The organism is Sphingomonas elodea ATCC 31461, assembly GCF_000226955.1.
Taxonomy (GTDB): domain Bacteria; phylum Pseudomonadota; class Alphaproteobacteria; order Sphingomonadales; family Sphingomonadaceae; genus Sphingomonas; species Sphingomonas elodea.
This window is the reverse complement of sequence record NZ_AGFU01000021.1, coordinates 44,746-69,651: the sequence shown is the minus strand read 5'-3', so window position 1 is coordinate 69,651 and position 24,906 is coordinate 44,746. Positions and strand designations below refer to the sequence as shown.

The following is a 24,906-nucleotide window of genomic DNA, read 5'->3' as shown; positions in this document are numbered from 1 at the left end:
GGGTCTGGAAGGCGATCTTGTCGAGGCCCTCGATCACGCTGTCGGTGCCCTTGGCGGCTTCCGAGACACGGCCCATCGCCTGCACCGCCTCGTCGACGATTCCGCGGCCCTGATCGACCGTGGAGATCGCCTGATCGGCGCGGGTGACGGTGTGCCGCGCCGCTTCGGCGGTGGAGCGGAAGCGACCTTCCATCTGGGTAACGGCGGCGGTGGTCTGTTCGAGGCTGGCGGCGTTGCCCTGGGTGCGGCGGGACAGGTCTTCCGCCGCCTGCGATATCTCGCTGATGCCCGAGCGGATCCGCATCGTGCCGTCGCCGACCGCGGCGATCATCTCGCGAATGCGCGTCAGCGTCTTGTTGTAGCTGATCTCCAGTGCCGAGAAGCTTTTGGGCAGGCCGCTCAGTTCATTGGTGAGGTCGCCTTCGGAAAGTGCGGACAGGGCGCTTTCGAACGAGGCGATCGCGGCGTCACGCTCGGCCTGGGCCTCCTCGAAATAGATGGAGAGCGAGACCTCCATGTCGAGCAGCGCGGCCTTGACCAGCGCGATCGTCGCCTTTTCGGTGCTCGGCCCGCGGAACAGCCGCATCAGGCGCTTGAGCGGGCTGTTGAGCCGGTGAACGCCGGCGATCAGTCCTTGCAGAACAATCGCATAGCTGCCGACATACCAGCGCGGCTCCAGCCCGATATGGGCATGGGTGGCGCCGATGCGGCGGGCGCTGGCGTGGTAATCCTGGTTGAACTCGGCGGCGGCGATGCGCGCCCAATGCTTCTGCTGCGCGGTCTTGGCGCGGTTCATGTGCGCCTGGTCGCGGAAGAACTTGGAGGTCTCCGGTGTGCTGGCGGCGCGGGCATAGAAACGGTCGAGTGCGTCGCCGAGGATGGTCTCCACCCAGGGCTGGGTCGCCCGCAGCGCTTCGCGCTGGGGTTCATCCATCTCCATGAAGGTAAGCCGGGACTTCATCTGGTCTGGCACGAGCGGGTCCTCTTGCTGCACAAAACGCCGGCCGCTGTTGGACAAAGCTAACCGTTCTTAGCTATCATAGTATGTCCCAAGGGGCAGGTGGGGCGGCTAAGTGAAAATCCTGCTCCATGTGGGATCAGCGGGCCGTTGCGCGACGGCGCACCGCGCTGACCTGGAAGTCAGGTGGCAATGAATACGTTTGCTCTCGCTGTTCGTTTCGGTGCAGTATCGACTGTTGATAGTCTTCTTTGATGGATGAATAGTTGGAGGGAGGTCGCATGTTGTTCCTGCTGGGTCTTGTCGCTGTCGCCCAACAGCCGGAGGTGACCGCGATCGACGCGGCGATGGCGCGCAGCGTGGCCGGGTGGAATGCGGGGGCAGTGGACCGCTTCCTCGACGTCTATTCGGAAGCGCCGGAGACCAGCTTCGTCGAGGGCGAGGGGCTGGTGCGGGGCAAGGCGGCGATGAAGCAGCGCTATGAGGCCAAGTACAACTTCTCCGACCCCGCCAAGCGCGGCGCGCTGACCATCGAGCGGCTCGACTATCGGCCGCTCGGGCCCGGCTATGCCCTGTATATCGGTCGCTACACGCTACGCTATCCTGATGGGCACAGCGCTTCCGGACCCACCAGCGTCGTGTTCCACCACGAGGCCGGGGGCTGGAAGATCATCGCCGATCACAGCAGCTGAGGCGGCTCAGCCCGCCGCCTTGGCGAGCCCGCGCGACAGCTGGAGCGCGCCGTGCAGCCGCGCCGCGGGGTTCGCCCAGGCGCGGTTGATGACGAGCTTCATGTCCGGCCGCAGCCGCGCGGTCTCGCCCAGCTTCTCGACATAGGCGATCAGGCCCGCCGGATTGGGGAACTGGTCGTTGTGGAAGGTAACCAGCGCGCCCTTGGGGCCCAGGTCCAGCTTGGCGATGCAGGCCCGCTTGGCGTTCAGCTTGGTCTCGATCAGGTGCAGCAGATTCTCGGTCGGCTCGGGCAGCTTGCCGAAACGGTCGATCAGCTCGGCGGCGAAGCTCTCGATGCCGTCGGTCTCCTCCACCTCGTTGAGTCGGCGATACAGACCCATGCGCAGGTCGAGATCCGGCACATAGTCCTCGGGGATCATGATCGGCGCGTCGACGGTGATCTGCGGCGAGAGGTCCTTGGGCCGCGCATCCTCGCGCAGGCCGCCGGCCTTGGCCTCCAGGATCGCCTCTTCCAGCATCGACTGGTAAAGTTCGTAGCCGACTTCCTTGATGTGGCCCGACTGCTCGTCGCCCAGCAGATTGCCCGCGCCGCGAATGTCGAGGTCGTGGCTGGCAAGCTGGAAGCCGGCACCCAGGCTCTCGAGGTCGGACAGGACCTTGAGGCGCTTCTCCGCCGCCTCGGTCATCTGTCGCTCGGGCGGGGTCGTCATATAGGCATAGGCGCGCGTCTTGGAGCGCCCGACACGGCCGCGCAGCTGGTAGAGCTGGGCAAGGCCGAACTTGTCCGCCCGGTTGATGATCAGCGTGTTGGCGCTGGGGATGTCCAGCCCGCTCTCGACGATGGTCGTGGAGACCAGCACCTCGAACTTCTTGTCGTAGAAAGCGGAGATGCGCTCCTCGACCTCCGTGGGCGACATCTGGCCGTGGGCGACGACATAGCGGACCTCGGGCACGTCGTTGCGCAGGAATTCCTCGATCTCCGGCAGGTCGGCGATGCGCGGCGTGACGAAATAGCTCTGCCCGCCGCGATAATGTTCGCGCAGCAGCGCCTCGCGCAGCACCACCGGATCCCAGGGCATCACATAGGTGCGCACCGCCAGCCGATCGACCGGCGGCGTCTGGATCACCGAGAGTTCGCGCAGCCCGCTCATCGCCATCTGCAGCGTGCGCGGGATCGGCGTGGCGGTGAGGGTGAGAACGTGGACATCGGTCTTCAGCGCCTTCAACCGTTCCTTGTGGGTCACGCCGAAGCGCTGCTCCTCGTCGACGATGACGAGGCCCAGCCGCTTGAAGTCGATATTCTTGGCGAGCACCGCATGGGTGCCGACGACGATGTCGATAGTGCCGGCGGCGAGCCCTTCCTTGACCTTCTTGGTCTCGGCGGCGGTGACGAGGCGCGAGAGACGGCCGATCTCGAGCGGGAAGCCTTCGAAGCGCGCCTTGAAGTTGTTGTAGTGCTGGCGGGCGAGCAGCGTGGTGGGGCACACCACCGCCACCTGCATGCCGGCCATCGCGGCGACGAAGGCGGCCCGCAGCGCCACCTCGGTCTTGCCGAAGCCGACATCGCCGACGACCAGCCGGTCCATCGGGCGGCCGGCGCCCAGGTCCGACAGCACGTCGCCGATCGCGCGGTCCTGATCGTCGGTTTCCTCATAGGGGAAACGATCGACAAAGGCGGGATAGCCGCCATGATCCGGCTCGGCGATCTCGGCGCCGCGGGTGGCGCGCAGCGCGGCGGTGGCGATGAGCTCGCCCGCGATCTCGCGGATGCGCTCCTTCATCCGCGCCTTGCGGCGCTGCCAGGCCTCGCCGCCCAGCTTGTCGAGGCTCGCGCCTTCCTCGCCCGAGCCGTAGCGGCTCAGCACTTCGAGGTTTTCGACCGGGACGTAGAGCTTGTCGCCGCCCGAGTATTCCAGCGCGACGCAGTCGTGCGGTGCCTTCTGCACCGGGATCTGGGTCAGCCCCTCATAGCGGCCGATGCCGTGGTCGAGGTGGACGACGAGATCGCCCGGCGACAGCGTCGCCAGTTCCTGGAGGAACGCATCGGTATTCTTGCGGCGCTTGGCGCGGCGGACGAGCCGGTCGCCGAGCATGTCCTGCTCGGTGAGCACCGCCACGTCGGGCGCGGTGAAGCCGTGATCGAGCGGCAGCACGATGAGCGCCACCTGCAACCCGCTGCCACTGGGGTTGGCGACGCCGAGTGCCGGCTGCCAGCCGTCGACCGGCACCGCGCCGGTGAGGCCGTGATCTTCCAGCAGCCCCTTCAGCCGCTCGCGCGCGCCATTGGAATAGCTGGCCAGAACCGGCTTCTTGCCTTGCCCGCGCAGCGCCTTGAGGTGGGCGACCACCGCCTCATACACATTACTGCCGGCGGCGCGTTCGGGCGCGAAATCGCGGGGTCCATCGACGCCGAATTCGGCCACCCGGTCGGATTCCGGCTCGTGGAACGCGGTCGCCAGATGCATCGGCTCGCCGTCGATGCGGGCCTGCCATTCCTTGGCGAGCAGATAGAGGTCGCCGGCCTTGAGCGGACGGTAGCTGCCGGGGTCGGCAGACTGCGCCTTGATCCGGTTTTCCTGATAATCCTTGATCGCCTCGAAGCGCTGCTCGGCGGCGGCGGGGGCACCGCTGTCGCGGACGATCACCGTATTTTCGGGCAGGTGATCGAACAGCGTCTCCAGCCGTTCCTCGAACAACGGCAGCCAATGCTCCATGCCGGCGAGGCGGCGGCCCTCGCTGATCGCCTGATACAGCGGATCGCCGGTCGCGGTGGCACCGAAGCGGTCGCGATAGCCGCTGCGGAAGCGCTTGATGCTCTCCTCGTCGAGCAGCGCCTCGCTGGCGGGGAGCAGCGTGAAGCCGTCGACCCTGCCGGTGGTGCGCTGGTCCTGCGGATCGAAGGTGCGGACGCTTTCGATCTCGTCGCCGAAGAAATCGAGCCGGAGCGCCTGCTCGGCGCCGCTGGGGAACAGGTCGACCAGGCCGCCGCGCACCGCGAACTCGCCGTGATCGTTGACTGTCTCGACCCGGACATAGCCATTGGCCTGGAGCAGCGCCGCGAGCTTGTCGAGCCCGATCCGTTCGCCCGGCGCAAGCCGCGCGACCAGCTGGCGGATGCGGAACGGGGTGAGCGCGCGCTGGGTGGCAGCGTTGACGGTGGTGACGAGCAGCCGCGGGGCCTCGCTCTTGCCCTGCAGCGCGTGGAGCGTCGCCAGCCGCTCGGCCATCACCCGTAGTGTGGGGCTGGCGCGATCATAGGGGAGGCAGTCCCAGGCGGGGTAGGTGAGGACCTCCAGCTCCGGTGCGAAGAAGGCGGCCGTGCCTGCCACCGCGCGCATGCCCGCCTCGTCGGCGGCAATGAAGACCGCCGTTCGGGCGGCGCGGGCGAGATCGGCCAGCATCCAGGGCAGGAACCCGCCCGGCACGCCGGCGAGCGTGAGCGGATGCTTGGCGGAAAGGATCGTCTTCAGGTCGGGCATGAGGTCTCGTATCGGAAGCGGTCGGGGCTTCCTCGCTCGGAGGCGCGCCGCAGGGCTGCGGCAGGGAGGCCCCGACCTGTCAGGTCACTCGGAAATCGGCACGTAATTCAGGGTCTTGAGCGCATTCAGGATCGTCCCACGGTAGCGCTCGGGCGCCTCGGCGGTTCCCATCGCCCAGGCCATGATGTCGACATCCTGTTCCTCGAGCAGCGTCTCGAACAGGGTGATCTCCTCCTCGCTCCAGCCTTCGCCATGCTGGTCGAAGAAGCCGCCGATCAGCAGATCAGCTTCCTTGGTGCCGCGATGCCAGCTCCGGAAACGCAGGCGCTTGAGGCGGGTCTCTCGATCCATTCGGGTCGGCTCCAATGGCAGGCGGACGGCTGCACGCGGTGGCGTGGCCGACCAGGGTTGATCATGCGGATCGCAGATAGGGTGGCCACCCTGGAAAGGCCAGCGGTGTCTTCCGGGATGCGGCATGGACGGCTTGTTAACCGAAAGCGGCTAGACCGACGGCATCTTCGGGGTGTGTAGGGCTAGGGAAAAGATGAGCGAGTCGTTGAGCAACAAGCTTCGTTTCGTAATGCTGAAGTCGATCAACGGGGAACCGATGCTCGTCAACATTGCTTCGGTGCGTACCGTAAGCACGATCAACATGGCCGGCGAGGATGTCGGCGTGATTTCGTTTGGCAAGGATCATGAGGTGGTGATCGGCTCGTCGGTGCCAGAAGTGGTGCAGGCGATCGAGGCGGCGCTGGCCAGCCACAGCCCGATTTTCCTCAACGCCTGACACGATTTGTCAGCCGCCCCGCCGCACGATAGGGCGGGGCGATGCGTCCCGAGCTTCTCAACCCGCTGTTCGCCGAAGTCACTGCGCTGAAGGGTATCGGCCCCGCGCTGGCGAAGCCGATGGAGAAGCTGGGACTGGCGCGGGTGGTGGATATCGCCTTCCACCTGCCGACCGGATTCGTCGATCGAATCCCGCGCGACGAACTCGACATGGCCGATTCGGGCAAGGTGATCGCGATCACCCTCACGCCCGTGCAATATCGCTTCGGCGGCGGCCCGCGCTCGCCCGCGCGGGTGCAGGCGGTCGACGCGCATGGCAACCACGTCTCCCTCGTCTATTTCGGCGGCAGCTCGGGCTGGGCCAAGAAGCTGTTGCCGCTGAACGAGCCGCGCTGGGTCTCGGGCAAGCTCGAACATTATGGCCAGGACCTGCAGATGGTCCATCCGGACCATGTCCTGCCGCTCGATCAGGTCGAGAGCGTCGGCGGGCGCGAGGCGATCTATCCCTGCTCCGAAGGCATCACCTCCAAACGCATCGCCGCGCTGGCCGCGCAGGCGATAGAGCGCGCGCCCGAACTCCCCGAATGGATCGAGCCGAGTCTCAAGGCGCAGAAGGGCTGGCCCGACTGGCGCGAGGCGATCGCGCGCATTCATGCCGATCCCGCCGATGCCAAGGCGCGCGAGCGTCTCGCCTATGACGAGGTGTTCGCCAATCAGCTCGCGCTGCTGCTGGTGCGCGGCGAGGCGCGGGCGAAGCGCGGGCGGCCGCTCGCCGGCGACGGACGGCTGCGCGACAAGCTGAAGCTCCCCTACGCCCCCACCGGCGCGCAGAGCCGCACCATTGCCGAGATCGAAGGCGATATGGCGCAGACCCAGCCGATGCTGCGGATGCTCCAGGGCGATGTCGGCTCGGGCAAGACCTTGGTGGCGACGATGGCGCTGCTGATCGCGGCGGAGGCGGGGGCGCAGGGCGCGCTGCTGGCCCCGACCGAAATCCTCGCCCGCCAGCATTACGAGACGCTTAGCCGCACGCTCGCCCCGCTCGGTGTCAACGTCGCGATCCTAACCGGCCGCGACAAGGGCAAGGCGCGCGAAGCGACGCTGATGGGGCTGGCCGCCGGCACGATCGACATCCTGATCGGCACCCATGCGATCTTTCAGGACGGCGTGACCTATCGCGACCTCGGGCTGGTGGTCGTGGACGAGCAGCACCGCTTCGGCGTCGCCCAGCGCATGATGCTCCAGGCGAAAGCGGAGCGCCCGCCGCATCTGCTGGTGATGACCGCGACGCCGATCCCGCGCACGCTCACGCTTGCCCAATATGGCGAGATGGACGTCAGTCGTCTGGACGAAATGCCGCCGGGTCGCCAGCCGATCGAGACCAGCGTGATCTCGGAAGAGCGCCTGGGCGAAGTCGTCGGCGGGCTCGGGCGGCATCTGGCGGGCGGCGGGCAGGCCTATTGGGTGTGTCCGCTGGTCGAGGAGAGCGAGAAGAGCGACCTTGCCGCCGCCGAGGCGCGCGCGGCCGAGTTGCAGGCGCATTTCGGCGACAAGGTTGGGCTGATCCATGGCCGGATGAAGGGTCCGGAGAAGGACGCGGTGATGGCGCGCTTCTCGGCGGGCGAACTTGGCGTGCTGGTCGCGACCACGGTGATTGAGGTCGGGGTGGATGTGCCCAATGCGACGCTGATCGTGATCGAGCATGCCGATCGCTTCGGCCTCGCCCAGCTCCACCAGCTGCGCGGCCGCGTGGGGCGGGGCGGGGGGCGTTCTGTCTGCGTGCTGCTGCGCGGCAACCATCTCAGCGAAACCGCACGGGCGCGACTGGCGCTGATGCGCGAGAGCAATGACGGCTTCCGCATCGCCGAGGAAGATCTGCGGCTGCGCGGCGCAGGCGAACTGCTCGGCACGCGGCAATCGGGCGACATGCAGTTCCGCCTGGCCGAGCCGGACATGCTCGGGGCGCTGCTGCCCGCCGCCAATAGCGATGCCCGGCTGCTGGTCGATCGCGACGGCGGGCTCAAGGGTGAGCGGGGGCAGGCGGCGCGCGTGGCGCTGTATCTGTTCGAGCGCGATGCAGCGGTGGGGCTGCTCCGCGCCGGCTGATCAACGGGTGCGCAGCGAGGCCAGCAGCGGGGCGTAGTCGGCCGGTGGGATCGGCTGGAGGAACTGGCAGCCGATGCGCCCGCCCAGCGACCACCGGATCTCCGCCCCGGTTTCCCCGACCAGCGGGAGACGGACGCGGACCAGATCGCCGGCTTCCAGCGTGGCGTTGCACCGCGCCATCAGACCCTGCTGGGAGATATTGACGACCAGAAACGCCAGCGACGTCCCGTCCGGGCCGATCGCACGGGTGCGATGCTCGACTTGGTCGCGATGCGCCAACCGATCGTCGGCGCTCGCCAGCTTGGCACCCGTTACGCTCACACGCCCCTCTTCACCTATCCGAGGTACATGTCTGACATAAGCCAGGGGCGGTGAATTCGGCGCGAACGAGGGTGGTGAACCTGCCGTTAGCCTTGCGGTGTGAGCAGCCCGTGATGCTTCTTGCCCAAACTGATCGTTGCCGTCTGCGTCAGATGGATTGTGAACTCAGACGGGCCATCTTCAAACGAGATGTCCCGCACGAGATTCGCGATGGGTTCACCATTCAGGCGAACCGCTCGCTCCGACATTTTTCGGAAGGCCTCTTTCTTCGACGAAACAAAGCCTAACTCCACCAAAATCTCGGCAATCTGCTTCCGTTTGAAGGCCAACGTCGGCAGCGCACCACCGGCAGCGCCTTCCTCGAAGGTCTTGCGCGCGGTTTCGGCGGCCTCTTCCGCAGCGGCGCGACCGCGGCACATCGCGGTCGCTTCGTTGGCGAGGATCTTCTTGGCCTCGTTGATCTCGGCACCTTCGAGCGCTTCGAGGCGGGCGATCTCGTCGAGCGGCAGATCGGTGAACAGGCGCAGGAAGCGGCCGACATCGCGGTCGTCGGTGTTCCGCCAGAACTGCCAGTAATCATAATGCGGCAGCTGGTCGGGGTTGAGCCACACCGCGCCGGACATGGTCTTGCCCATCTTGCCGCCGTCCGCGGTGGTGATCAGCGGCGTGGTGACGCCGTACACCTCGGTGCCGTCGACGCGGCGCGACAGCTCGATGCCGTTGACGATGTTGCCCCACTGGTCCGATCCGCCCATCTGCAGGCGGCAGCCCGCGCGGCGCGACAGCTCCAGGAAGTCATAGCCCTGGAGAATCATGTAGTTGAACTCGAGGAAGCTCAGCGACTGCTCGCGATCCAGCCGCAGCTTGACCGAATCGAAGCTCAGCATCCGGTTGATCGAGAAATGCCGGCCGATGTCGCGCAGGAACGGGATATATTCGAGCTTGTCGAGCCAATCGGCATTGTCGACCATCACGGCGTCGCTGGGGCCGTCGCCGAAGGTGAGGAAATTCTCGAACACCGTCTTGATCGAGGCGATGTTGCTGCCGATCGTGTCGAGCGTCAGCATCTTGCGGGCTTCGTCCTTGAAGCTCGGGTCGCCGATCTTGCCGGTGCCGCCGCCCATCAGCACGATCGGCTTGTGGCCTGCCTGCTGGAGACGGCGCAGCAGCATGATCTGCACCAGGCTGCCGACGTGGAGCGAGGGCGCGGTGGGATCGAAGCCGATATAGCCGGGCACGATCTGCTTGGCGGCGAGCGCGTCGAGGCCCTCGGCGTCGGTCACCTGGTGAATGTACCCGCGCGAGGCGAGCAGGCGGAGCAGATCGGAGCTGTATTCGGTCATGATGCAAGCGCGCATAGCCAAAGCGCGCGCCCGCGTCATCCCCGGCTGCTCAGTCCTGGGTCTGCAGCTCCCAGCTGGCATGCTGGACGTCGTGGCGCCTGGCGAGATGCGCGATGATGCTGTCCAGTTCCGCATCGAGCGCGGCGGTGGAGACTAGGCGGGCGCGCAGCTCGATCCGCTCGTCTGGGCGCTCGATCGTCTCGATCTCGGCGACGGGATAGCGCATCAGCTCGAGGTGATCGGTCAGCAGGTCGCGGAGCCGGTCGACCTCGGCCGGCACGGTGGTGAGGGTGACGAAGTAATGTGCTTCCACCTGGCCGCCGGCGAGCGGCACCCGGTTGATCGCATTGACGATGGGCCGCAGCAATGTGTTGCCGGCGATCACGAAGATCGCGAGTGTCGCCGCCTCGGCCGCCATGTCGCTGCCCGCGCAGGCACCTACCGCGGCCGAGCACCACAAGGTCGCCGCGGTGTTGAGCCCGCGGACGTTCATGCCCTCCTTCATGATCACGCCGGCGCCGAGAAAGCCGATGCCGGACACGACATAGGAAATCACCCGCACCGCCTCGAGATCGCCGGCGATGCGCTGCGCCAGATCGACGAACGCCGCGGATCCCAGTGCGACCAGCGCATTGGTGCGCAAGCCCGCGGTGCGCTGGCGGAACTGCCGCTCCGCGCCTATCGCCGCGCCGAGGATCAGCGCGAGGATGTAACTCAGCAGCGTGTCGCAATAGGCGGCGAGGTGGAAGGTGTGAAGGAACTTCATCGGTGCCGCCCTACGATGGAATTGTTGCGCTGCCATGGCCTTTCAGTTGGGGCAGATCATCCGGTCTCGGCTGACGGCGGGCCAACTTTCGCGGTAGAGCGACGGGATGAATCATTTGCTGATGCCGCATCCCAGCCATCCTTCGCGTGCAATTACCTCGGTCGGCTGCAACGTGCATCGTCGGCCAGGCGGGTTGATCCTTCGATACACGATTGAGGGCGATCTTGGCCGACTGGTGCTTCCGCCACTTGCCAAGCCTTATCGGACAGATGGACTGTGGCGATCCACCTGCCTTGAATTGTTCGCCGCGGAGGCGGGCAATGGCTATGCAGAGTATAACTTCTCCCCGTCGGGGGCTTGGGCGGCGTACGCATTCAGCGGGCGGCGCGAGGGTATGGCGCCGCTGGCGCTCGACATGCCGCCGGACATTCATGCCCACCACGAGGGCGCGTATCTCCTGGTGACCGTGCTGCTGGACGGCATCGATCCGGGCCCGCTCCGTCTGGGCATCACCGCGGTGATCGAGGAGAAGGACGGCACGAAATCCTATTGGGCGCTGCACCATGGCGGAGATGCGCCCGATTTCCACGATCCCGATTGCTTTGTCGCCCAACTGCCGCCAGCAGACTGACATGCAATTCGGAATCGATCGCCTCCTCGCCGAACCCGAGCTCCGCGCGCCCCTGCAGGGCAAGCGCGTTGCGCTGCTCGCCCATCCCGCCTCGGTCACGGCGGATCTTACGCACAGCCTGGATGCGCTGGTGGCGGCTGGAGTCAACATCTCGGCGGTGTTCGGTCCGCAGCACGGTGTGCGTGGGGATCTGCAGGACAATATGATGGAGTCGCCGGACTTCGTCGATCCGCAGTACGGCGTGCCGGTGTTCAGCCTCTATGGTGAGGTCCGCCGCCCGACCGATGCGTCGATGGCGACGTTCGACGTGCTGCTGGTCGATCTGCAGGACGTCGGCTGCCGCATCTACACCTTCGTGACGACGTTGCTCTACGTCCTCGAAGCTGCAGCCAGGCACGGCAAGGCGGTGTGGGTGCTGGATCGTCCCAATCCTGCCGGTCGCCCGGTCGAGGGGCTGACCCTGCTGCAGGGCTGGGAGAGCTTCGTCGGTGCCGGACCGATGCCGATGCGCCACGGCATGACGCTGGGCGAACTGGGCCACTGGTTCATCGCGCACTATGACCTGGATGTGGAGTATCGCGTGATCGCGATGCAGGGCTGGGAGCCCGAGGCGGGGCCCGGCTTCGGCTGGCCGGCCGAGCGCCCCTGGATCAACCCGAGCCCCAATGCCGCCAACGTCAACATGGCGCGCGCCTATGCCGGCACGGTGATGCTGGAGGGAACGATGCTTTCCGAAGGCCGTGGTACCACCCGTCCGCTCGAGCTGTTCGGCGCGCCCGATCTCGATGCGCGGGCGGTGATCGCGGAGATGCAGCGTCTCGCCCCCGAATGGCTTGCTGGGTGCTCCCTGCGCGACATGTGGTTCCAGCCGACGTTCCACAAGCATGTCGGCCAGCTTTGCGCCGGCGTGTTCGTTCATGCCGAGGGGCCGGCCTATGACCATGCTGCGTTCCGTCCGTGGCGGGTGCAGGCGCTCGGCTTCAAGGCGATCCGGACGCTATATCCCGATTATGCGCTCTGGCGCGACTTCCCGTATGAATATGTCTTCGACAAGCTGGCAATCGACGTGATCAACGGCGGCCCGGGCTTGCGCCTTTGGGTGGACGATGCAGCCGCCACGCCCGCCGATCTCGACGCGCTGACCCTGCCGGACGAGGCTGCCTGGATCGCGGCCCGCCAGCCGCACCTGCTCTACTGATGGAGACGGATGCGATGGTGGCAACCCAGCGCGCGCTCTGCGGTCTGATCTTCGCGGTGGAGGAGGCGCAGGATCGCCCCGGCACGCTGGTCGCCAGTCTGCCGTTTGGCGGCATGACCCTGCTCGAATACCAGATCCGCCTGCTCGCCGGGATCGGCGCGGAGCAGGTGCTGGTGGCGGTAGGCAAGGTCACCCCCCAGTTTCTCGCCGCGATCGAGCGGGCGGGGCGGGGGCAACTGAAGGTAGACATCGTCCGCTCGGCCGAGGAAGCAGCGGAGAAGGTGCTGCGCGATGCCGACGTGCTGGTGCTGGCGGACGGGCTGGTGACGATCGACCCGGTGATGGAGCGGATGGCCGCCGAACCCCACGCCGCGCTGCTCGTTACCGACGACGCGGAATCTCCCGCCGCGATCGAGCGACTCGACATGCGGCATTGCTGGGCCGGCATCGCCCGGATCGAGACCCGGCATCTCGCCCATATCGCCAGCATGCCGGAGGATTATGACTTCCAGTCGGCCCTGCTGCGGGTCGCCGCGCAATCCGGCGCGCTGCAGGTGCCGCTGGCGCCCGGCTGGGCCCGCGCCGGCCACGCGGTGGAGCGCAGCGGTGAGGGTCTTGCCACCCGCAACGATGCGGTGCTGGCTGCGCTCAGCGATCGGCGGACGCTGTGGGCGGACCGCTGGGTGTTCAGTCGCGCCGCGCGCTTCGTGCTGCCGCAGATGATGGCGCGTAACATCCCCGACTGGGCCCCCCTGGCGGCGGGCGGTGTCGTCTCGGTCGCGGCGCTGCTGACGGTGCTCTCGGGCTGGGAAGGCATCGGTGCGGTGGTCGCGCTGCTGGCGACGCTCGGCTTCGCCACGGCGGCTTCGCATGCGGCGCTGCGGGGCGAGGAGCCGCGGGCGCGGACGATCGAGTTGGCGGTGGTGGCGCTGTTCGTGCTGCTGCTCGTGGCGATCGGGTGGCGCGAGTTTCGCGTCCTCGGCACCGGCACGTCGCTGCTGCTCGCGGGCGGCGGCGTGGTCCTGCAACTGCTGGCGGAGAGGGTGCCGGTGCAGCGAAGGCGCTGGTGGGCGAACGCTGCGGCACAGATGCTGCTCGTCACGCCGTTCACGCTGGCCGGTCATGCGACGCTGGGGCTGGCGGCGGTGACGCTCTATGGGCTCGGCACCTTGACCGCCGCGATCGAGGCGCTGCGCGGCAAGGCTTAGGCTCCGATTAAGTCTCTGTCGGTATACAGCGATGCATGGCGCAGGGCGCTCCCGAACCGCGCGAGGGCACGTCCTTCGGCCCGACTGACGTGGCGGCGCGTGCCGCGGCGGCGGCATCGCACGCCCAGGCAATGGCAGAAGCCGCGGCCTGCGAGATGTCCGTGCCGGACGGGCTGCGACTGGACGAACGGACCCTGCGCGGCATGCGACAGGCATTGGAGCGGATCGTCCAGGACATCGAGAGATGCCTTGCCGCAGCCCTGGCCGAGAGCGCCTTCCCAGGTATCGGCCCCACCTTGCCGCTGCTGCAGGCGGCCGGTCTCACTGCCGATCCCGCGCTGACGGCCGAGCTTCTGGCCCAGGTCCAGCGTGCGCATCTGATCGCGGGCCTGCCGCACCACGCCCCCGACGATCCGTTGCAGCCGAGCCTGCTGAACCGCCTTGCCGATCATCCGGCTCCCGAGCTCGCCGCGGCGGCGCGGGCGCTGCAGCTCGCCGAAAGCCGCGCGCACAGTCCTGAAGCGGGACGCTGGCGGTTGCCGCCAGCCTTGCATATGCGGCTGCTTTGGTGGGTTGCATCCGCGATGCGGGAACAGTTGGGAGCATCGGCAGGACGAGCATTGGACACGGTCCTATGCGCCGCCGTGCGCGAACAGGGCGCCGACGCCGAGTCCCGAAACGGAGCCGAGGCGGCGGCGGATCGCCTTGCCGCGTTGCTTGCCCCCACGCCGCGCGAAGTACCGCGCCTGCTGATTGATGCGCTGCGCGATCGCAGTCTCAGCCTCTTCGAGGCGGTGCTGGCACGGGCGGCGGCGATCGACCCGGCGGATGCGCGCGCGCTGCTGCTCGATCCCGGTAGCGAGCGGCTGCTGCTCGTGCTCCGCGCATTGGCTGTTCCGCGCGAGACGATCGCTCGGATCGGCCTGCTGCTCTGCGACGCCGATCCCCGCCGCGACCTGGCCGGGCTGGTCGATGCGATCGACGCGCTGGACACGATCGACCCGGAGGCGGCGCAGGACGTGCTCGCCCAGCTGCGGCTCGATCCGGGCTATCGGGCGGCGCGCCTTGCGATCGGGCGGAGGCGGTGAGCGCCACCTCCTCGCTCGATCCGGTGGTGCCGCTCGCGGTGGCGCGGCTGGATACGGGTGGGCGGCTGATCGATGCCGAGCCGAGATTGCGCGCGCTCAACGATCGCGCCGGCGGCGATATCGGCGCGCCGCTGGCGCTGCCGAGTGTGGCGGCAATCGCGCAGCTGGCACATCGGCTGGGGATCGCGGTGTCGCGCGGCGTCGTCGTGGCGGACGGCGAGGCGGAGATCGACCTTTGGGTGCGCGCGGGCCCGGATCGCGGCGGGGTCCGGCTGGAGGTGAGCGGCTGGCGCACGCGTCCTGCCTGGCGCCCCGCCGGCGATCCCGCGCGGGACGGCGACTTCCTGCGGGCGGGGGGCGACTGGCTCTGGGAAACCGACAGCGCCCTTCGCCTGACCTTCCTGTCGCCGGAGGCCGGCGCGCGCTTCGGCTTCGACGTGTCGGAGATGCTCGGCCAGCCGGTCACCCGGCTATTCGCGCTGGTACAGGACGACAAGGGCAGGCTGCCGGTCCTTTCCGCCTGGCACGCGCACGCATCGGTAGACGACCAGCGCGCCGAGCTGCGCGGTACGGGAAAGATGGTGCGGCTGGACGCGACGCCGCGTCGGGATCCCGTGGGGCGCTTCGCGGGCTTTTTCGGCTCGGCCCGAATGCTCGATGGGGAAGCGGTCGAGACGACGGCGCCTGCGCCGCCGCGTGCTGCCTTCCCTCGCGCGTTCGGCGCGAGGCTTGAGCGCGCGCTGCGCCACCCGCTGGCCCGCATCATCGCCCAAGCCGACTCGATCAGTGCCCAGGCAGACGGGCCGATCCGCGGCGACTATGCAGGCTATGCCGCCGACATTGCCGCCGCCGGCCGCCACCTGATGGGACTGGTGGAGGACCTCGTCGACCTCCAGCGGATCGAGAGTGCGAGCTTCGCGACGCTCGACGAGCCGCTCGACCTCGCCGACGCCGCGCGCCGGGCGGCGGGGCTGCTGGCAGCGCGCGCGACGGAGGCGGGGGTGCGGATCGATCGGCCGGGCCCCGACGAGACCCTGCGGGTGCGCGGCGAGTTCCGGCGGGTGTTGCAGGTGTTGGTGAACCTGATCGGCAATGCGGTGCGGCACAGCCCCCGAGGCTCGGCGATCTGCATCCGTACGGACAGCGAGCGGGGCATGGGCCGGGTGGTGGTTGCCGATCAGGGCACGGGCATTGCGGTGGTCGATCAGGGGCGCATCTTCGAGAAGTTCGTGCGCGTCGATCCCGCCGATCCGGGCGGGAGCGGGCTGGGGCTCTACATCGCGCGGCGGCTGGCGCGGGCGATGGGCGGGGACCTCGTCGTCGACAGCGCGCCCGGCATGGGTGCGCGCTTCGTGCTGACGCTGCCATTGCAGCAGAAGGGGGAGCGCCCGTCTCCTCCGGCGGGCGCTCCCTGAACCGTCAGCGGCGGCGGCAAATCTGGATCGGGCGACCGTAGCGCCACTCGTCCCAGCAGACCGTGCTGCTGCGATAGCGATAGCCGCGATCCCAGCCGCGATGACGGCCGCGGTCCCAGCCATAATGGCGGCCGCGATCCCAGCCACGATGCCGCTCCCAGCGTTCGTGCCGGTCCCAACGGTCACCGCGATCCCAGCGGCGTTCATGGCCGTCGCGATAGCGCCAGTCTTGCGCCTGTGCTGCGGTTGCGCCGACCAGCCCGGTGACGGCGAAGCCGGCGGCGGCGATAAGCTGAACCAGTTTCATGGATACGTCCTCTCACGTCTCGATGGAGGACGACTAATCGAGTCGGTGCTTCGCGACGCTGAACCGCTTCGTAGGCGGAGGTTCATCTCCGCATCATGCGCCCATGACGATGTGACGCATCATGTCGGTGCGCACACGGCCCTGGCCGAGCACGGCCTCGTGAAACGGAATAGGGGCTTGGCCGATGGAGAGATCTTCGATCGTCAGCCAGCTTGCCGCTTCGGCTGCGCGCGCCGCAGGTTCGATGAGCAAGCGATCCAAATCCTGGGCGAAGGGCGCGAAATAGGCGGGCTCGCCCAGGTACATGCGCCAATCCTCCAGCACCGTTTCGGGGCTATGGCCGGCTAGGTGCAGGTCGAGGTCGCCGATGGCACGGCAGAGACGGAAGAGCCGCCAGTGGCAGAAGCCCAGTTCCGCACGCGCATCTCCCTTGTATAGGCCAGCACGTGCAGCGAGCCCTTCGGCATAGATGGCCCAGCCTTCCGTGAATGCCTGGGCATAGTCGATGCGCAACGGATGTGGCGCCGCGCGCGCCTCCAAGGGGAGCTGGACCATATGGCCTGGCAGCAGCTCGTGATGGACGACGGCCGGCAGGGTCCAGGCCGGTCGGCGCAGGATCGCGCGGAGATCGACGACATAGCGCCCCGGGCGTGTGCCTTCGGGTACGATGCGATAGCCTTGCTTTCCTCCTGCCTCCTCTGAGGCCGTCATCCGCTGCGTCTGCACGGCGCGGACCTCGGGAGGCAGGGGGCCGAACCAGCGGGGGAGCAGCGGCTGCACGCGTTCCAGCTGCCGGTTCATGTCGGCGACTGCGAGGCTGCGGCCCGCATCGCCGTCGGGGTAGAGCCAGCGCGCATCCTGCCAGAGCGTGGAAAAACGCTGGCCGAGGCTGCCGGTGCGAATGCCGATCGCTGCGAACAGGCGGTCGGCGCGGGCGACGGTGCGTCGACGCTCCCGCTCGAGTCGGGCGCGCAAGAGTTCGGGTACGATGTCGTCACCGGTCGTTCGCCGCAGCAGCAGTGCATAATAGGCGGCGCCGTTCGGCAGTGCAGACATGCCAGGCGGCGGCGCATCGGCAATCTGCGCACGCAGCAGGGCGAGCTGCTCGGCAAGCGCCTCGGCACGTGAGCCGGTCGCCGCGGCACGCGCAGCCTCAAGGGCGGCGATCGTCCGCTCGATCAGCCCGCGGGGCAGCCGGAACCCGCGCGTCGCATCGGCGCTTAGCGATCGTGTCTCGCGCTGGATCGCTTCGGCCGGCGCCTCGGCGCGTGTCCAGGCACCGCCGGTGGGCGTGACGAGATACGGGCTACGCCCGGGCCTCCCGACGGGAAAGTGGCGGGCCAGTTCGACATCGACCGCGAGGCCTGCACGGGCCGCCTGCAGGTCGAGTCGCGCACCGGCAGGCAGGGCGGCTGCGTCGAAGCCGCGGAGCTCGGCAAGGGCTCCTTCGGGATCGCGCGCCGCACGATCGAGGACCTCGCGCAGGCGTCGCGGATCGGCGTCGTCCGCACATACGGCAGCAGGCGGAAGGGCGAAGCAAGCGGCGGTGCCGGCGAGCAGCGAGCGGCGGGAGAGCAGGTGCATCGCGTGCGATCATGCGCAATGCGACGCCCGATTTCGAGCGTCTGAAATTAGGGTACTGGTCAGTACGATTTCTGCTTGACGTTACGGCGCGGAGGGGTAGAGGAACGTCGATATCGAAACAACCTGCGGCGGTTCGACAGCGCAGGTTCAGGGAGCCGGCATATACCGGTGTCTCCGCAGCCGGTTGAGGGGGAGCCCCTCGCAGCCGGCGACGGACAAGGTGGAACGTTTCTGGCGGAACGGCCAAGGTTGCATGCCCATCCATGCAACCGGGGGAAGGCCTGCATCCGCTGTGTACAGGGAGTGCAGGCGATGGCGTATCTCGATCTTACCCAGTTCGGCGGACACGCCGTCGCTGCGCCCGCCGAGCTAGAGGTTGCGTCGGCTGTATTGACGCCCCTGGAATGGCAGGTTGTGGGCATCGCCCGGCGCGACCGGCTTGCCTCGCTGCAGGCGCCGGGTCGTTGGGCACGCTTCGTGCAGATCTTTTTTGGTGGCGACCGCGCGAGCCCGCGTCTGGCGGACACCCGGCTCGAGGCACTGCGCCGGCTCGTCGTTCTCGCCTCGCACAAGGGGAGCGCGCTCCCTGCCGAGGAAATCGCCGCCTTCCACGCCGCCGGGTATACGCAGGCGCAGCTGGCGCTGGTCCTCGCCCGCCTGGGCGACGCCGCGGCACGCTGATCGACGCGCGGACGGATCCGCGCGTCGCCTTCCTTTGTCGCTTACTGCTTCTTTTCCTGATTTTCGCCGTCGCTGTCGCGGTTGATGCGTGACGTCATGCCGGTGGCGGCGGCGTCGGCTTCGGTCTGCTCGCGGTCGCTGAACGGCGTCGGCGTCGCGGTCGGCTCGGCAGCGGGTACGGCGTTGGCGGGTTCCACCGCGGCCGGTTCCTGCGTCGAGACGTTCATGTCGGCCGGGGTTTCCGGCACGGTGATCTCGGTCACGTTGGCGTCGGGCGGGGTGGGGCCATCGTCCTTGCCACCACAGGCGGCCAGGGTAAGGCCGGCGCCGGCCAGGATCGCGAGAGTGCGCAGCTTCATGGGTGTTTCCTTCCGATAAGGGTTCAGGAGGCGGACGAGGCGCTGACCGCGGCGCGGGCCTCGATCTTCTCGGCGAGCAGCTTGTCCCAGCTATAGGGATCGTCGCGGAAGTTCATCGTGCCGTCGGATCCCGCAAACGCGGTCCAATAGAGCAGATAGACCGAAACCTGGTCGGCATCGGCCAGCCGCACGCGCACCGTCTTGGTGCCTTCCAGCTGGGCCGCAATCGCATCGGGCTGCCAATTGGGGTCGTTCTTCAGCAGCAGCTCGGCGAGCGGGCCCGGCTTTTCCAGTCGGACGCAGCCATGGCTGTCCAGGCGGCTATAGCTGTTGAAGCCCGACTGTACCGGCGTGTCGTGCAGGTAGACGGCATAGGGATTGTCGAAATCGAACTTGTAGCGGCCGAGCGCGCTCCGCGGACCCGACTCCTGCTGGAGACGGCGATCGGGCCCGGTGCCGATGATACGATAGCCATGCGCCTTCAGATAGGCCTCGCCCTTGGGCCAAAGCTCCTTGGCGGCGATGCCGCTCGGCACGTTCCACGGCGGATTGAGCACGATCGAGTGGATGCGCGACTGGAGCATCGGCGTCTCGTTGCCGGGGCGGCCGGTCACCGCCTTCATCGAGGCGATCGGGCTGTCGCCTTCGAACACGGTCATCACCGCGGCCGCGATGTTCACCTGGATGCGCTTGGCGGGCAGCTGCTGCGGCAGCCAGCGCCAGCGCTCCATGTTCGCCATGATCTGGCGCACGCGGTCCTCGACGGGCACGTTGAGCGCGGCCAGCGTGCCGGTGGAGACCACGCCCGAGGGGCGCAGGCCGTAGCGACGCTGGGCACGAACGACGGCGTCCTGCAAATTCTGGTCGAACGTGTCGCCGCTCGCGGAAACCTGCTTGTCCTCGACCGCCAGCCGTTTGCGGAGCGCGCGAACGCGGGCGCCGCTCGCGCCCTTGGCGAGGTCCGGCCCCGCCGCGACCTTGGGCCAGCCACCGGCGGTGAGGATCGCGCGATAGGCGACCAGGCCCTTTTCCAGCCCGTCATAGCCGGCATAGGGCGGTGGGAGCGAGCGCATCCAGGCGGCGATCCTGTCGCGCTTCACGGCGTCGATGAAGCCGGGCAGCGGATCGAAGGCGGCGGGGCGGAGGCCCCAGTCTTTGATGAAGTCGCTGCCGTCGAGCCGGCCGGAATGAACCGCCCGGGCATAATCGAGCGCGGCACGCACCAGCCCCTCGCTGTCGTTCGGCAGGGTGACCGTGCTGGTCATCCGACGCAGCCCCTGGGCGAGGCTGGCATCGGGAAGCAACTGGCGCAGCTCGGCCATCTGCTTGGCACTGAGCACCGGCAGCGGGAGGACCGGCGCCACCACCGGCGGCGTGGTTACCTGCGGCTGTGCGGGGGCGGCCTGCACCACGGGCTTGGCCGTCGGGGCGGCGGCGGGCGTCTGGGTCTGCGGTGCCCGCGCCGTGGGCGTCTGGGTCTGCGCGGGCTTGGCGGTCTGCGTCGCGGCGGGCGTCTGCTTCGGCGCGGGGATCAGACGGAATTGCGCTGCGGCGGGCGACGCGATCGAGCCGGCAAGCGCCAATGCCGCCAACCCTCCGCTGCCCAGCACCTTCACCCGCATCGCTTTCTTCACTTCGTCCACGCGCAATACTCCACTCGTCGCGTCGTTTACCAACGCCTATGCCTATAGGCGAGCCATGCCCTTGGATGCGAGTGCGAAAACCGGTGCCCCTGCTTGACAACTGCCAACGTTGTCGGGAAGCGTCGCGCCCGTAGAAAATCCAAGGGGCAGGAGGGGATCGCTTGAGCACCGCTCGTTCGACACAGACCACGATGGCATTTGCCGCGGTAACAACGCTGTTCTTCGCCTGGGGGTTCATCACCTCCCTGGTCGACCCGCTGGTGGCGGCGGTGAAGGGCATCTTCACGCTGACCAACCTGCAGGCGCAGGCGAGCGCCTTCGCCTTCTTCTTCGCCTATTTCGTCGTATCGCTGCCGGCCGCCGCGCTGGTTTCGCGCCTGAAGGCGGTGCCGTCGATCCTGCTGGCGCTGTGCACCATGGCGGTGGCGTGCCTGATCATGCTGACCGCGGCAAACCTCGCCAATTACTGGCTGGTGCTGCTCGGCCTGTTCGTGCTGGCGAGCGGCATCACCGTGCTGCAGGTGGCGGCAAACCCGCTGGCGGCGGCGCTGGGCGATCCCAAGGGCAGCCATTTCCGGCTGGTGCTCAGCCAGACCTTCAATTCCTTCGGCACCTTCCTCGGCCCGCTGCTGGGGGCGCACCTGTTCCTGAAGGGCGTCGAGGTGAAGCCGGGCGCGGTGGTCGATGCGGGCGTGCGCGCCGAGGCGCTGGCGGGCATCGATACCGCCTATCTGTGGATCTGCGGCCTGATCCTCGCGCTCGCCGTGTTCTTCTTCCTCAGCCGCCGCGTGGTGACCGACGCGGCGCCGAAGCAGGCAGCTGCGTCCGGCCTGCTGAATGCCTTCTCCTCGCCCTGGGCACTGTTCGGCGCGCTCGGCATTTTCCTCTATGTCGGCGCCGAAGTGTCGATCGGCACGCAAATGGCGCTGTTCCTCAACGACAATAGCGTCTGGGGCCAGTCCGACGCGCCGTTCGGGGTGCCGCTGCTCGGTACGCTGATGGGGAGCGACGGCGTGCACGGCGTGTCGCTGCAGGAGGCCGGCAAGGCCGTCGCCTTCTACTGGGGTGGCGCGATGGTCGGCCGTGCGCTGGGCTCGCTGCTGCTCACCCGCGTGCGGGCCGACAAGCTGCTCGCGCTGTTCACCGTCATCGCGGCGGCGATGTGCCTCTATGTCGTCGCGGTCGGCGGGGTGAGCGCGGGCTTTGTCGCGCTGGCGATCGGCCTGTTCAACTCGATCATGTTCCCGGTGATCTTCACGCTGACGCTCGAACGGTCGGCGGCGAGCGAGGAGGCGACCTCGGGCCTGCTCTGCACCGCCATCGTCGGCGGCGCGGTGCTGCCGCTGCTGGTGGGCAAGGTGGCGGACCTGCACGGCTATGCCTTCGCGCTGATCGTGCCGGCGCTCTGCTACGTGGTGCTGTGCGGCTTCGCGGTCGCCGCCGGGCGGGCCAAGCCCGTGCGGGCGAGCGGTAGCGCTTCGCTGCATTGATGCAACGGGCCGGGCGGGTTTGACGCTGGACATGCGTTGCGCCAGGCTCGGCCTTCAAGACCAGGCACTTCCCCAGGAGAGTTCGTGATGTCCGTTCGTCGCCGTTCGCTGCTTGCCGGCGCGCTTGCGCTGCCCCTCGTCGCCCGCGCACAGACGCAGGAAAGCTGGGAGCAGCGCAAGGAGCGGCTGTTGCACGAGGACTTTCCCGAACTCAGCCGTTATGCCGCCGACAACGCCCGCATCCTGTCGTCCGGCGAAAAGGTGAACATCGTCTTCCTCGGCGATTCGATCACCGAGGGCTGGAAGAGCAAGCGCCCCGGCTTCTTCACCCCCGGTCGCGTCGGCCGCGGCATCGGCGGGCAGACGACGCCGCAGATGGTGCTGCGCATGATGGCGGACGTGGTCCATCTCAAGCCCCGTTTCGTCCACATCATGGCGGGCACCAACGACATTGCCGGCAACACGGGCAAGATGACCCGCGCGCAGAGTTACGACAATTTCCGCATGATGGCGCAGATCGCCAAGGCGAACGGAATCGGCGTGATCCTAGCCTCGGTGCCGCCGGCCGATCATTTCCCGTGGCGCCAGGGGCTCGACGTGGTCGGGCCGATCCGCGAGATCAACGCCTGGCTGCAGGGCTATGCCAAGGCCGAGCGGCTGACCTGGGTCGACTACACGCCCGTGCTGGGGGATGCGAAGGGCGCGATGAAGCCCGGCCTCGCCTATGACGGCGTCCACCCGACCGAAGCCGGCTATGACGCGATGGCCACCGTGATCGAGCCGATCCTGAAGGCCCGCCGCGCGTGAAGGCCCTGCTCGGATCGGCGGCGCTGCTGATGGCGGCTCCGGCCGCCGGGCAGACGCTCGAGCTGGTCTCGCCGGACGGTACCAACCGGATCGTGGTTGCGCTCGATCGGCAGGGTACGCCCAACTACATGGTCCAGCGGCGCGGGGAGCTGATCCTTGCGCCGTCGCCGATCGCGCTCGACCTCGATCGCGACATGCTCGGCTGGGGCATGGCGATCACCGGCAGCGAGGCGGCGAGCGCCGATACGCGCTACAGGATCGTGCTCGGCAAGGCCGACGAGGGCCGCGACCACTATAACCAGCGGACCATCCATCTGCAGGAGCGCGGCGGCGCCCGGCGGCGCATGGACCTGGTGCTGCGCGCCTATGATGACGGCGTCGCCTTCCGCACCGTGGTGCCGGTGCAGCAGGCGACGGCGGCCGCCATCGTCCGCTACGAGCGCACCGGCTTCTATTTCCCGCAGGCGTGGAAGTGCTGGGGCTTCAATGTCGGCCGTTTCGGATCCAGCCACGAAGGCGAGTTCGATCCCGTCGACACCACCCGGCTGCGCGACCACAATCTGTTCGACCTGCCCTTCGCCTGCGAGACGGGGAAGGGCGCCTTCGCGCTGGCCGAGGCGGACCTGATCGACTTTGCCGGCATGTACCTCACCGGTCGCGGCGATGGCGGGCCCGGGCTGCAGATCAAGCTCTCGCCCTCGCTTGACGATCCGCGGATTGCGGTGCACACCCGCATCGGCAGCCCGATCGTGACGCCGTGGCGGGTGGTGATGCTGGCCGACCAGCTCGGCAAGCTCCACGAATCGACGCTGCTAACCAACCTTTCCAGCCCGAGCCGGATCGAGGACACCAGCTGGATCAAGCCGGGCCTCACCAGCTGGGACTGGTGGAACGGGCCGGTGATCGCCAGGCTGCCGGGCCAGCGCACCACGACCGCCGTGGCCAAGGCATTCATCGACTTCGCTGCCGAGAACGGCTTCCCCTACACGATGATCGACGAGGGCTGGTATGCCGGCGCCGGCGGGGGCGGGGTGCGCCGTCCGGGCGTCGACATCACCAAATGGGCCGATGCGATCAACCTGCAGGAGGTCGCCGACTATGCGCGGGCCAAGAAGGTGCGGCTGTGGCTGTGGGCGCACTGGCAGGCGCTCGACGAGCAGATGGAAGACGCGCTCGCGCTCTACGAGAAGCTCGGCATCGCCGGTATCAAGATCGACTTCATGGATCGTGACGACCAGTGGATGGTCAACTGGTACCAGAAGCTGCTCGGCGCGGCCGCGCGGCACCATCTGATGGTCGATCTGCACGGTGCCTTCCCGCCGCGCGGCCTCACCCGCACCTGGCCGAACTTCGTGACCCAGGAAGGCGTGATGGGCGCCGAGTACAACAAGTGGAGCCGGCGGGCGACGGCGGGCAGCAACGTGATGCTGGCCTATACGCGCGGGCTGCTGGGGCCGATGGACTATACGCCCGGCGGGTTCCGCAACGTGACGCCGGCGGACTTCCAGATCCGCAACGACCTGCCTTTGGTGCAGACGACGCGTGCGCACGGGCTGGCGATGTATGTTGTCTATCTGTCGCCACTCGCGGCCGTGGCCGACAGCCCCGATACCTATGCGGCGAGCCCTGCCGGCTTCGACTTCATCAAGGCGGTGCCGGCGAGCTGGGACGAGACCCGCTTCCTGGCGGGCGAGACCGGCGCGTACATCGTCCTCGCCCGGCGCAAGGGAAAGCACTGGTATCTGGGCGCGATGAACAACGAAAAGGCGCGCACCGTGTCCGTGCCGCTCGACTTCCTCGGCTCCCGCGGTGCCGAGGCGCGGATCTGGCGCGACGGGGCGGCACCCGATGCAGTGCAGCTGGAGACGCGGCGGGTGGCCCGCCAGGACAGGCTGACGCTCGACCTCGCTTCGACGGGCGGCGCTGCGGCGATCCTGGAGGAGCGCTGAGTCGGGGCGGCTGCCCAGATTCTGCCGCATTTCGTCGCCGCAATTCCTCTCTTCGCCGGTCGTTTCGGCAAAGTTCACACACGGTTCATGCGCC

At 68.0% G+C, this 24,906-nt stretch carries 22 protein-coding genes; 12 read left to right on the top strand and 10 right to left on the bottom strand.

What is annotated here, in order from left to right:
• Positions 1-961: protoglobin domain-containing protein (locus KK7_RS0107430; RefSeq protein WP_010544013.1), on the bottom strand; the 961-nt coding region annotated here is incomplete at its 3' end.
• A 278-nt stretch (positions 962-1,239) separates the two neighbouring features.
• On the opposite strand from KK7_RS0107430, the gene KK7_RS0107425 reads away from it, so the two are divergent.
• The gene (locus KK7_RS0107425) at positions 1,240-1,650 is read left to right on the top strand and encodes an SgcJ/EcaC family oxidoreductase (protein ID WP_010544012.1); all 411 of its coding nucleotides are present in this window, start codon (positions 1,240-1,242) and stop codon (positions 1,648-1,650) included.
• A gap of 6 nt (positions 1,651-1,656) precedes the next feature.
• Here KK7_RS0107425 and mfd read toward each other — a convergent pair whose 3' ends face one another.
• Together mfd and KK7_RS0107415 are read right to left on the bottom strand one after the other, a co-directional pair.
• Positions 1,657-5,130 (bottom strand): transcription-repair coupling factor, encoded by a 3,474-nt coding sequence (gene mfd / locus KK7_RS0107420; protein ID WP_010544011.1) that lies wholly within the window; start codon positions 5,128-5,130, stop codon positions 1,657-1,659.
• Between the two features lie 84 nt (positions 5,131-5,214).
• The gene (locus KK7_RS0107415) at positions 5,215-5,481 is read right to left on the bottom strand and encodes an FAD assembly factor SdhE (RefSeq protein ID WP_010544010.1); all 267 of its coding nucleotides are present in this window, start codon (positions 5,479-5,481) and stop codon (positions 5,215-5,217) included.
• A 193-nt stretch (positions 5,482-5,674) separates the two neighbouring features.
• Between KK7_RS0107415 and KK7_RS0107410 the strand changes: the two genes are divergently transcribed.
• Together KK7_RS0107410 and recG are read left to right on the top strand one after the other, a co-directional pair.
• Complete coding sequence (locus KK7_RS0107410) at positions 5,675-5,917, top strand: hypothetical protein (RefSeq protein ID WP_010544009.1); 243 nt, start codon at positions 5,675-5,677, stop codon at positions 5,915-5,917.
• Between the two features lie 41 nt (positions 5,918-5,958).
• Positions 5,959-8,022, top strand: a complete 2,064-nt coding sequence (recG, locus tag KK7_RS0107405) for an ATP-dependent DNA helicase RecG (RefSeq protein ID WP_010544008.1) — start codon at positions 5,959-5,961, stop codon at positions 8,020-8,022.
• On the opposite strand, the gene KK7_RS0107400 is transcribed toward recG, so the two are convergent.
• The 3 genes from KK7_RS0107400 to KK7_RS0107390 form a co-directional block, all read right to left on the bottom strand.
• Entirely contained in the window at positions 8,023-8,343 is a 321-nt protein-coding gene (locus KK7_RS0107400) for a PilZ domain-containing protein (protein WP_010544007.1), read from the bottom strand.
• Between the two features lie 86 nt (positions 8,344-8,429).
• Positions 8,430-9,686, bottom strand: a complete 1,257-nt coding sequence (gene tyrS / locus KK7_RS0107395) for a tyrosine--tRNA ligase (protein ID WP_010544006.1) — start codon at positions 9,684-9,686, stop codon at positions 8,430-8,432.
• 49 nt (positions 9,687-9,735) lie between these two features.
• Positions 9,736-10,452, bottom strand: a complete 717-nt coding sequence (locus KK7_RS0107390) for an MgtC/SapB family protein (RefSeq protein WP_010544005.1) — start codon at positions 10,450-10,452, stop codon at positions 9,736-9,738.
• A 106-nt stretch (positions 10,453-10,558) separates the two neighbouring features.
• Between KK7_RS0107390 and KK7_RS20290 the strand changes: the two genes are divergently transcribed.
• Genes KK7_RS20290 through KK7_RS0107365 form a run of 5 tightly spaced genes read left to right on the top strand, consistent with a single transcriptional unit; the run spans position 10,559 to position 15,992 of the window.
• On the top strand, positions 10,559-11,083 hold the full coding sequence (locus KK7_RS20290; protein WP_040597964.1) for a DOMON-like domain-containing protein: 525 nt from the start codon (positions 10,559-10,561) through the stop codon (positions 11,081-11,083).
• 1 nt (position 11,084) lies between these two features.
• Entirely contained in the window at positions 11,085-12,281 is a 1,197-nt protein-coding gene (locus tag KK7_RS0107380) for an exo-beta-N-acetylmuramidase NamZ family protein (protein WP_010544003.1), read from the top strand.
• Complete coding sequence (locus KK7_RS0107375) at positions 12,281-13,489, top strand: hypothetical protein (protein WP_237709159.1); 1,209 nt, start codon at positions 12,281-12,283, stop codon at positions 13,487-13,489. Before KK7_RS0107380 ends, KK7_RS0107375 begins: the two co-directional genes overlap by 1 nt.
• Before the next feature lie 35 nt (positions 13,490-13,524).
• Positions 13,525-14,577: a DUF2336 domain-containing protein gene (locus KK7_RS21805; protein WP_010544001.1), complete on the top strand. Its 1,053-nt coding sequence runs from the start codon at positions 13,525-13,527 to the stop codon at positions 14,575-14,577.
• Positions 14,574-15,992 carry a sensor histidine kinase gene (locus tag KK7_RS0107365; protein WP_010544000.1) on the top strand — a complete coding sequence of 473 codons (1,419 nt, stop codon included), beginning with the start codon at positions 14,574-14,576 and terminating at the stop codon, positions 15,990-15,992. Before KK7_RS21805 ends, KK7_RS0107365 begins: the two co-directional genes overlap by 4 nt.
• Positions 15,993-15,996: 4 nt before the next feature.
• Here KK7_RS0107365 and KK7_RS0107360 read toward each other — a convergent pair whose 3' ends face one another.
• Together KK7_RS0107360 and KK7_RS0107355 are read right to left on the bottom strand one after the other, a co-directional pair.
• Positions 15,997-16,299, bottom strand: a complete 303-nt coding sequence (locus tag KK7_RS0107360; RefSeq protein ID WP_010543999.1) for a hypothetical protein — start codon at positions 16,297-16,299, stop codon at positions 15,997-15,999.
• A 93-nt stretch (positions 16,300-16,392) separates the two neighbouring features.
• Positions 16,393-17,883 carry a DUF885 family protein gene (locus tag KK7_RS0107355; protein WP_010543998.1) on the bottom strand — a complete coding sequence of 497 codons (1,491 nt, stop codon included), beginning with the start codon at positions 17,881-17,883 and terminating at the stop codon, positions 16,393-16,395.
• A gap of 312 nt (positions 17,884-18,195) precedes the next feature.
• Here KK7_RS0107355 and KK7_RS0107350 point away from each other — a divergent pair, with 312 nt between their 5' ends.
• On the top strand, positions 18,196-18,564 hold the full coding sequence (locus KK7_RS0107350) for a hypothetical protein (RefSeq protein WP_010543997.1): 369 nt from the start codon (positions 18,196-18,198) through the stop codon (positions 18,562-18,564).
• A gap of 41 nt (positions 18,565-18,605) precedes the next feature.
• Here the strand turns inward: KK7_RS0107350 and KK7_RS0107345 are convergent, their stop codons facing one another.
• Both KK7_RS0107345 and KK7_RS0107340 read right to left on the bottom strand, forming a co-directional pair.
• Positions 18,606-18,923: a hypothetical protein gene (locus tag KK7_RS0107345; protein ID WP_010543996.1), complete on the bottom strand. Its 318-nt coding sequence runs from the start codon at positions 18,921-18,923 to the stop codon at positions 18,606-18,608.
• A gap of 23 nt (positions 18,924-18,946) precedes the next feature.
• Positions 18,947-20,566 carry a L,D-transpeptidase family protein gene (locus tag KK7_RS0107340; RefSeq protein ID WP_010543995.1) on the bottom strand — a complete coding sequence of 540 codons (1,620 nt, stop codon included), beginning with the start codon at positions 20,564-20,566 and terminating at the stop codon, positions 18,947-18,949.
• Positions 20,567-20,727: 161 nt separating this feature from the next.
• Between KK7_RS0107340 and KK7_RS0107335 the strand changes: the two genes are divergently transcribed.
• The 3 genes from KK7_RS0107335 to KK7_RS0107325 all read left to right on the top strand — a co-directional run bounded on the left by KK7_RS0107335 (position 20,728) and on the right by KK7_RS0107325 (position 24,812).
• On the top strand, positions 20,728-22,056 hold the full coding sequence (locus KK7_RS0107335) for an MFS transporter (RefSeq protein WP_010543994.1): 1,329 nt from the start codon (positions 20,728-20,730) through the stop codon (positions 22,054-22,056).
• 87 nt (positions 22,057-22,143) lie between these two features.
• A complete protein-coding gene (locus KK7_RS0107330) occupies positions 22,144-22,863 on the top strand; it encodes a GDSL-type esterase/lipase family protein (protein ID WP_010543993.1) in 720 nt (239 codons plus the stop codon).
• Entirely contained in the window at positions 22,860-24,812 is a 1,953-nt protein-coding gene (locus KK7_RS0107325) for a glycoside hydrolase family 97 protein (protein WP_010543992.1), read from the top strand. Before KK7_RS0107330 ends, KK7_RS0107325 begins: the two co-directional genes overlap by 4 nt.
• The last annotated feature ends 94 nt before the right edge of the window (positions 24,813-24,906 follow it).

Excerpts from the sequence above, each read along its gene's own strand:
- KK7_RS0107425 (WP_010544012.1), top strand. The coding sequence starts at position 1,240 with ATGTTGTTCCTGCTGGGTCTTGTCGCTGTCGCCCAACAGCCGGAGGTG.
- mfd (WP_010544011.1), bottom strand. The coding sequence starts at position 5,130 with ATGCCCGACCTGAAGACGATCCTTTCCGCCAAGCATCCGCTCACGCTC.
- KK7_RS0107415 (WP_010544010.1), bottom strand. The coding sequence starts at position 5,481 with ATGGATCGAGAGACCCGCCTCAAGCGCCTGCGTTTCCGGAGCTGGCAT.
- KK7_RS0107410 (WP_010544009.1), top strand. The coding sequence starts at position 5,675 with ATGAGCGAGTCGTTGAGCAACAAGCTTCGTTTCGTAATGCTGAAGTCG.
- recG (WP_010544008.1), top strand. The coding sequence starts at position 5,959 with ATGCGTCCCGAGCTTCTCAACCCGCTGTTCGCCGAAGTCACTGCGCTG.
- tyrS (WP_010544006.1), bottom strand. The coding sequence starts at position 9,686 with ATGACCGAATACAGCTCCGATCTGCTCCGCCTGCTCGCCTCGCGCGGG.
- KK7_RS0107390 (WP_010544005.1), bottom strand. The coding sequence starts at position 10,452 with ATGAAGTTCCTTCACACCTTCCACCTCGCCGCCTATTGCGACACGCTG.
- KK7_RS20290 (WP_040597964.1), top strand. The coding sequence starts at position 10,559 with ATGAATCATTTGCTGATGCCGCATCCCAGCCATCCTTCGCGTGCAATT.
- KK7_RS0107380 (WP_010544003.1), top strand. The coding sequence starts at position 11,085 with ATGCAATTCGGAATCGATCGCCTCCTCGCCGAACCCGAGCTCCGCGCG.
- KK7_RS0107375 (WP_237709159.1), top strand. The coding sequence starts at position 12,281 with ATGGAGACGGATGCGATGGTGGCAACCCAGCGCGCGCTCTGCGGTCTG.
- KK7_RS21805 (WP_010544001.1), top strand. The coding sequence starts at position 13,525 with ATGGCGCAGGGCGCTCCCGAACCGCGCGAGGGCACGTCCTTCGGCCCG.
- KK7_RS0107360 (WP_010543999.1), bottom strand. The coding sequence starts at position 16,299 with ATGAAACTGGTTCAGCTTATCGCCGCCGCCGGCTTCGCCGTCACCGGG.
- KK7_RS0107355 (WP_010543998.1), bottom strand. The coding sequence starts at position 17,883 with ATGCACCTGCTCTCCCGCCGCTCGCTGCTCGCCGGCACCGCCGCTTGC.
- KK7_RS0107350 (WP_010543997.1), top strand. The coding sequence starts at position 18,196 with ATGGCGTATCTCGATCTTACCCAGTTCGGCGGACACGCCGTCGCTGCG.
- KK7_RS0107345 (WP_010543996.1), bottom strand. The coding sequence starts at position 18,923 with ATGAAGCTGCGCACTCTCGCGATCCTGGCCGGCGCCGGCCTTACCCTG.
- KK7_RS0107330 (WP_010543993.1), top strand. The coding sequence starts at position 22,144 with ATGTCCGTTCGTCGCCGTTCGCTGCTTGCCGGCGCGCTTGCGCTGCCC.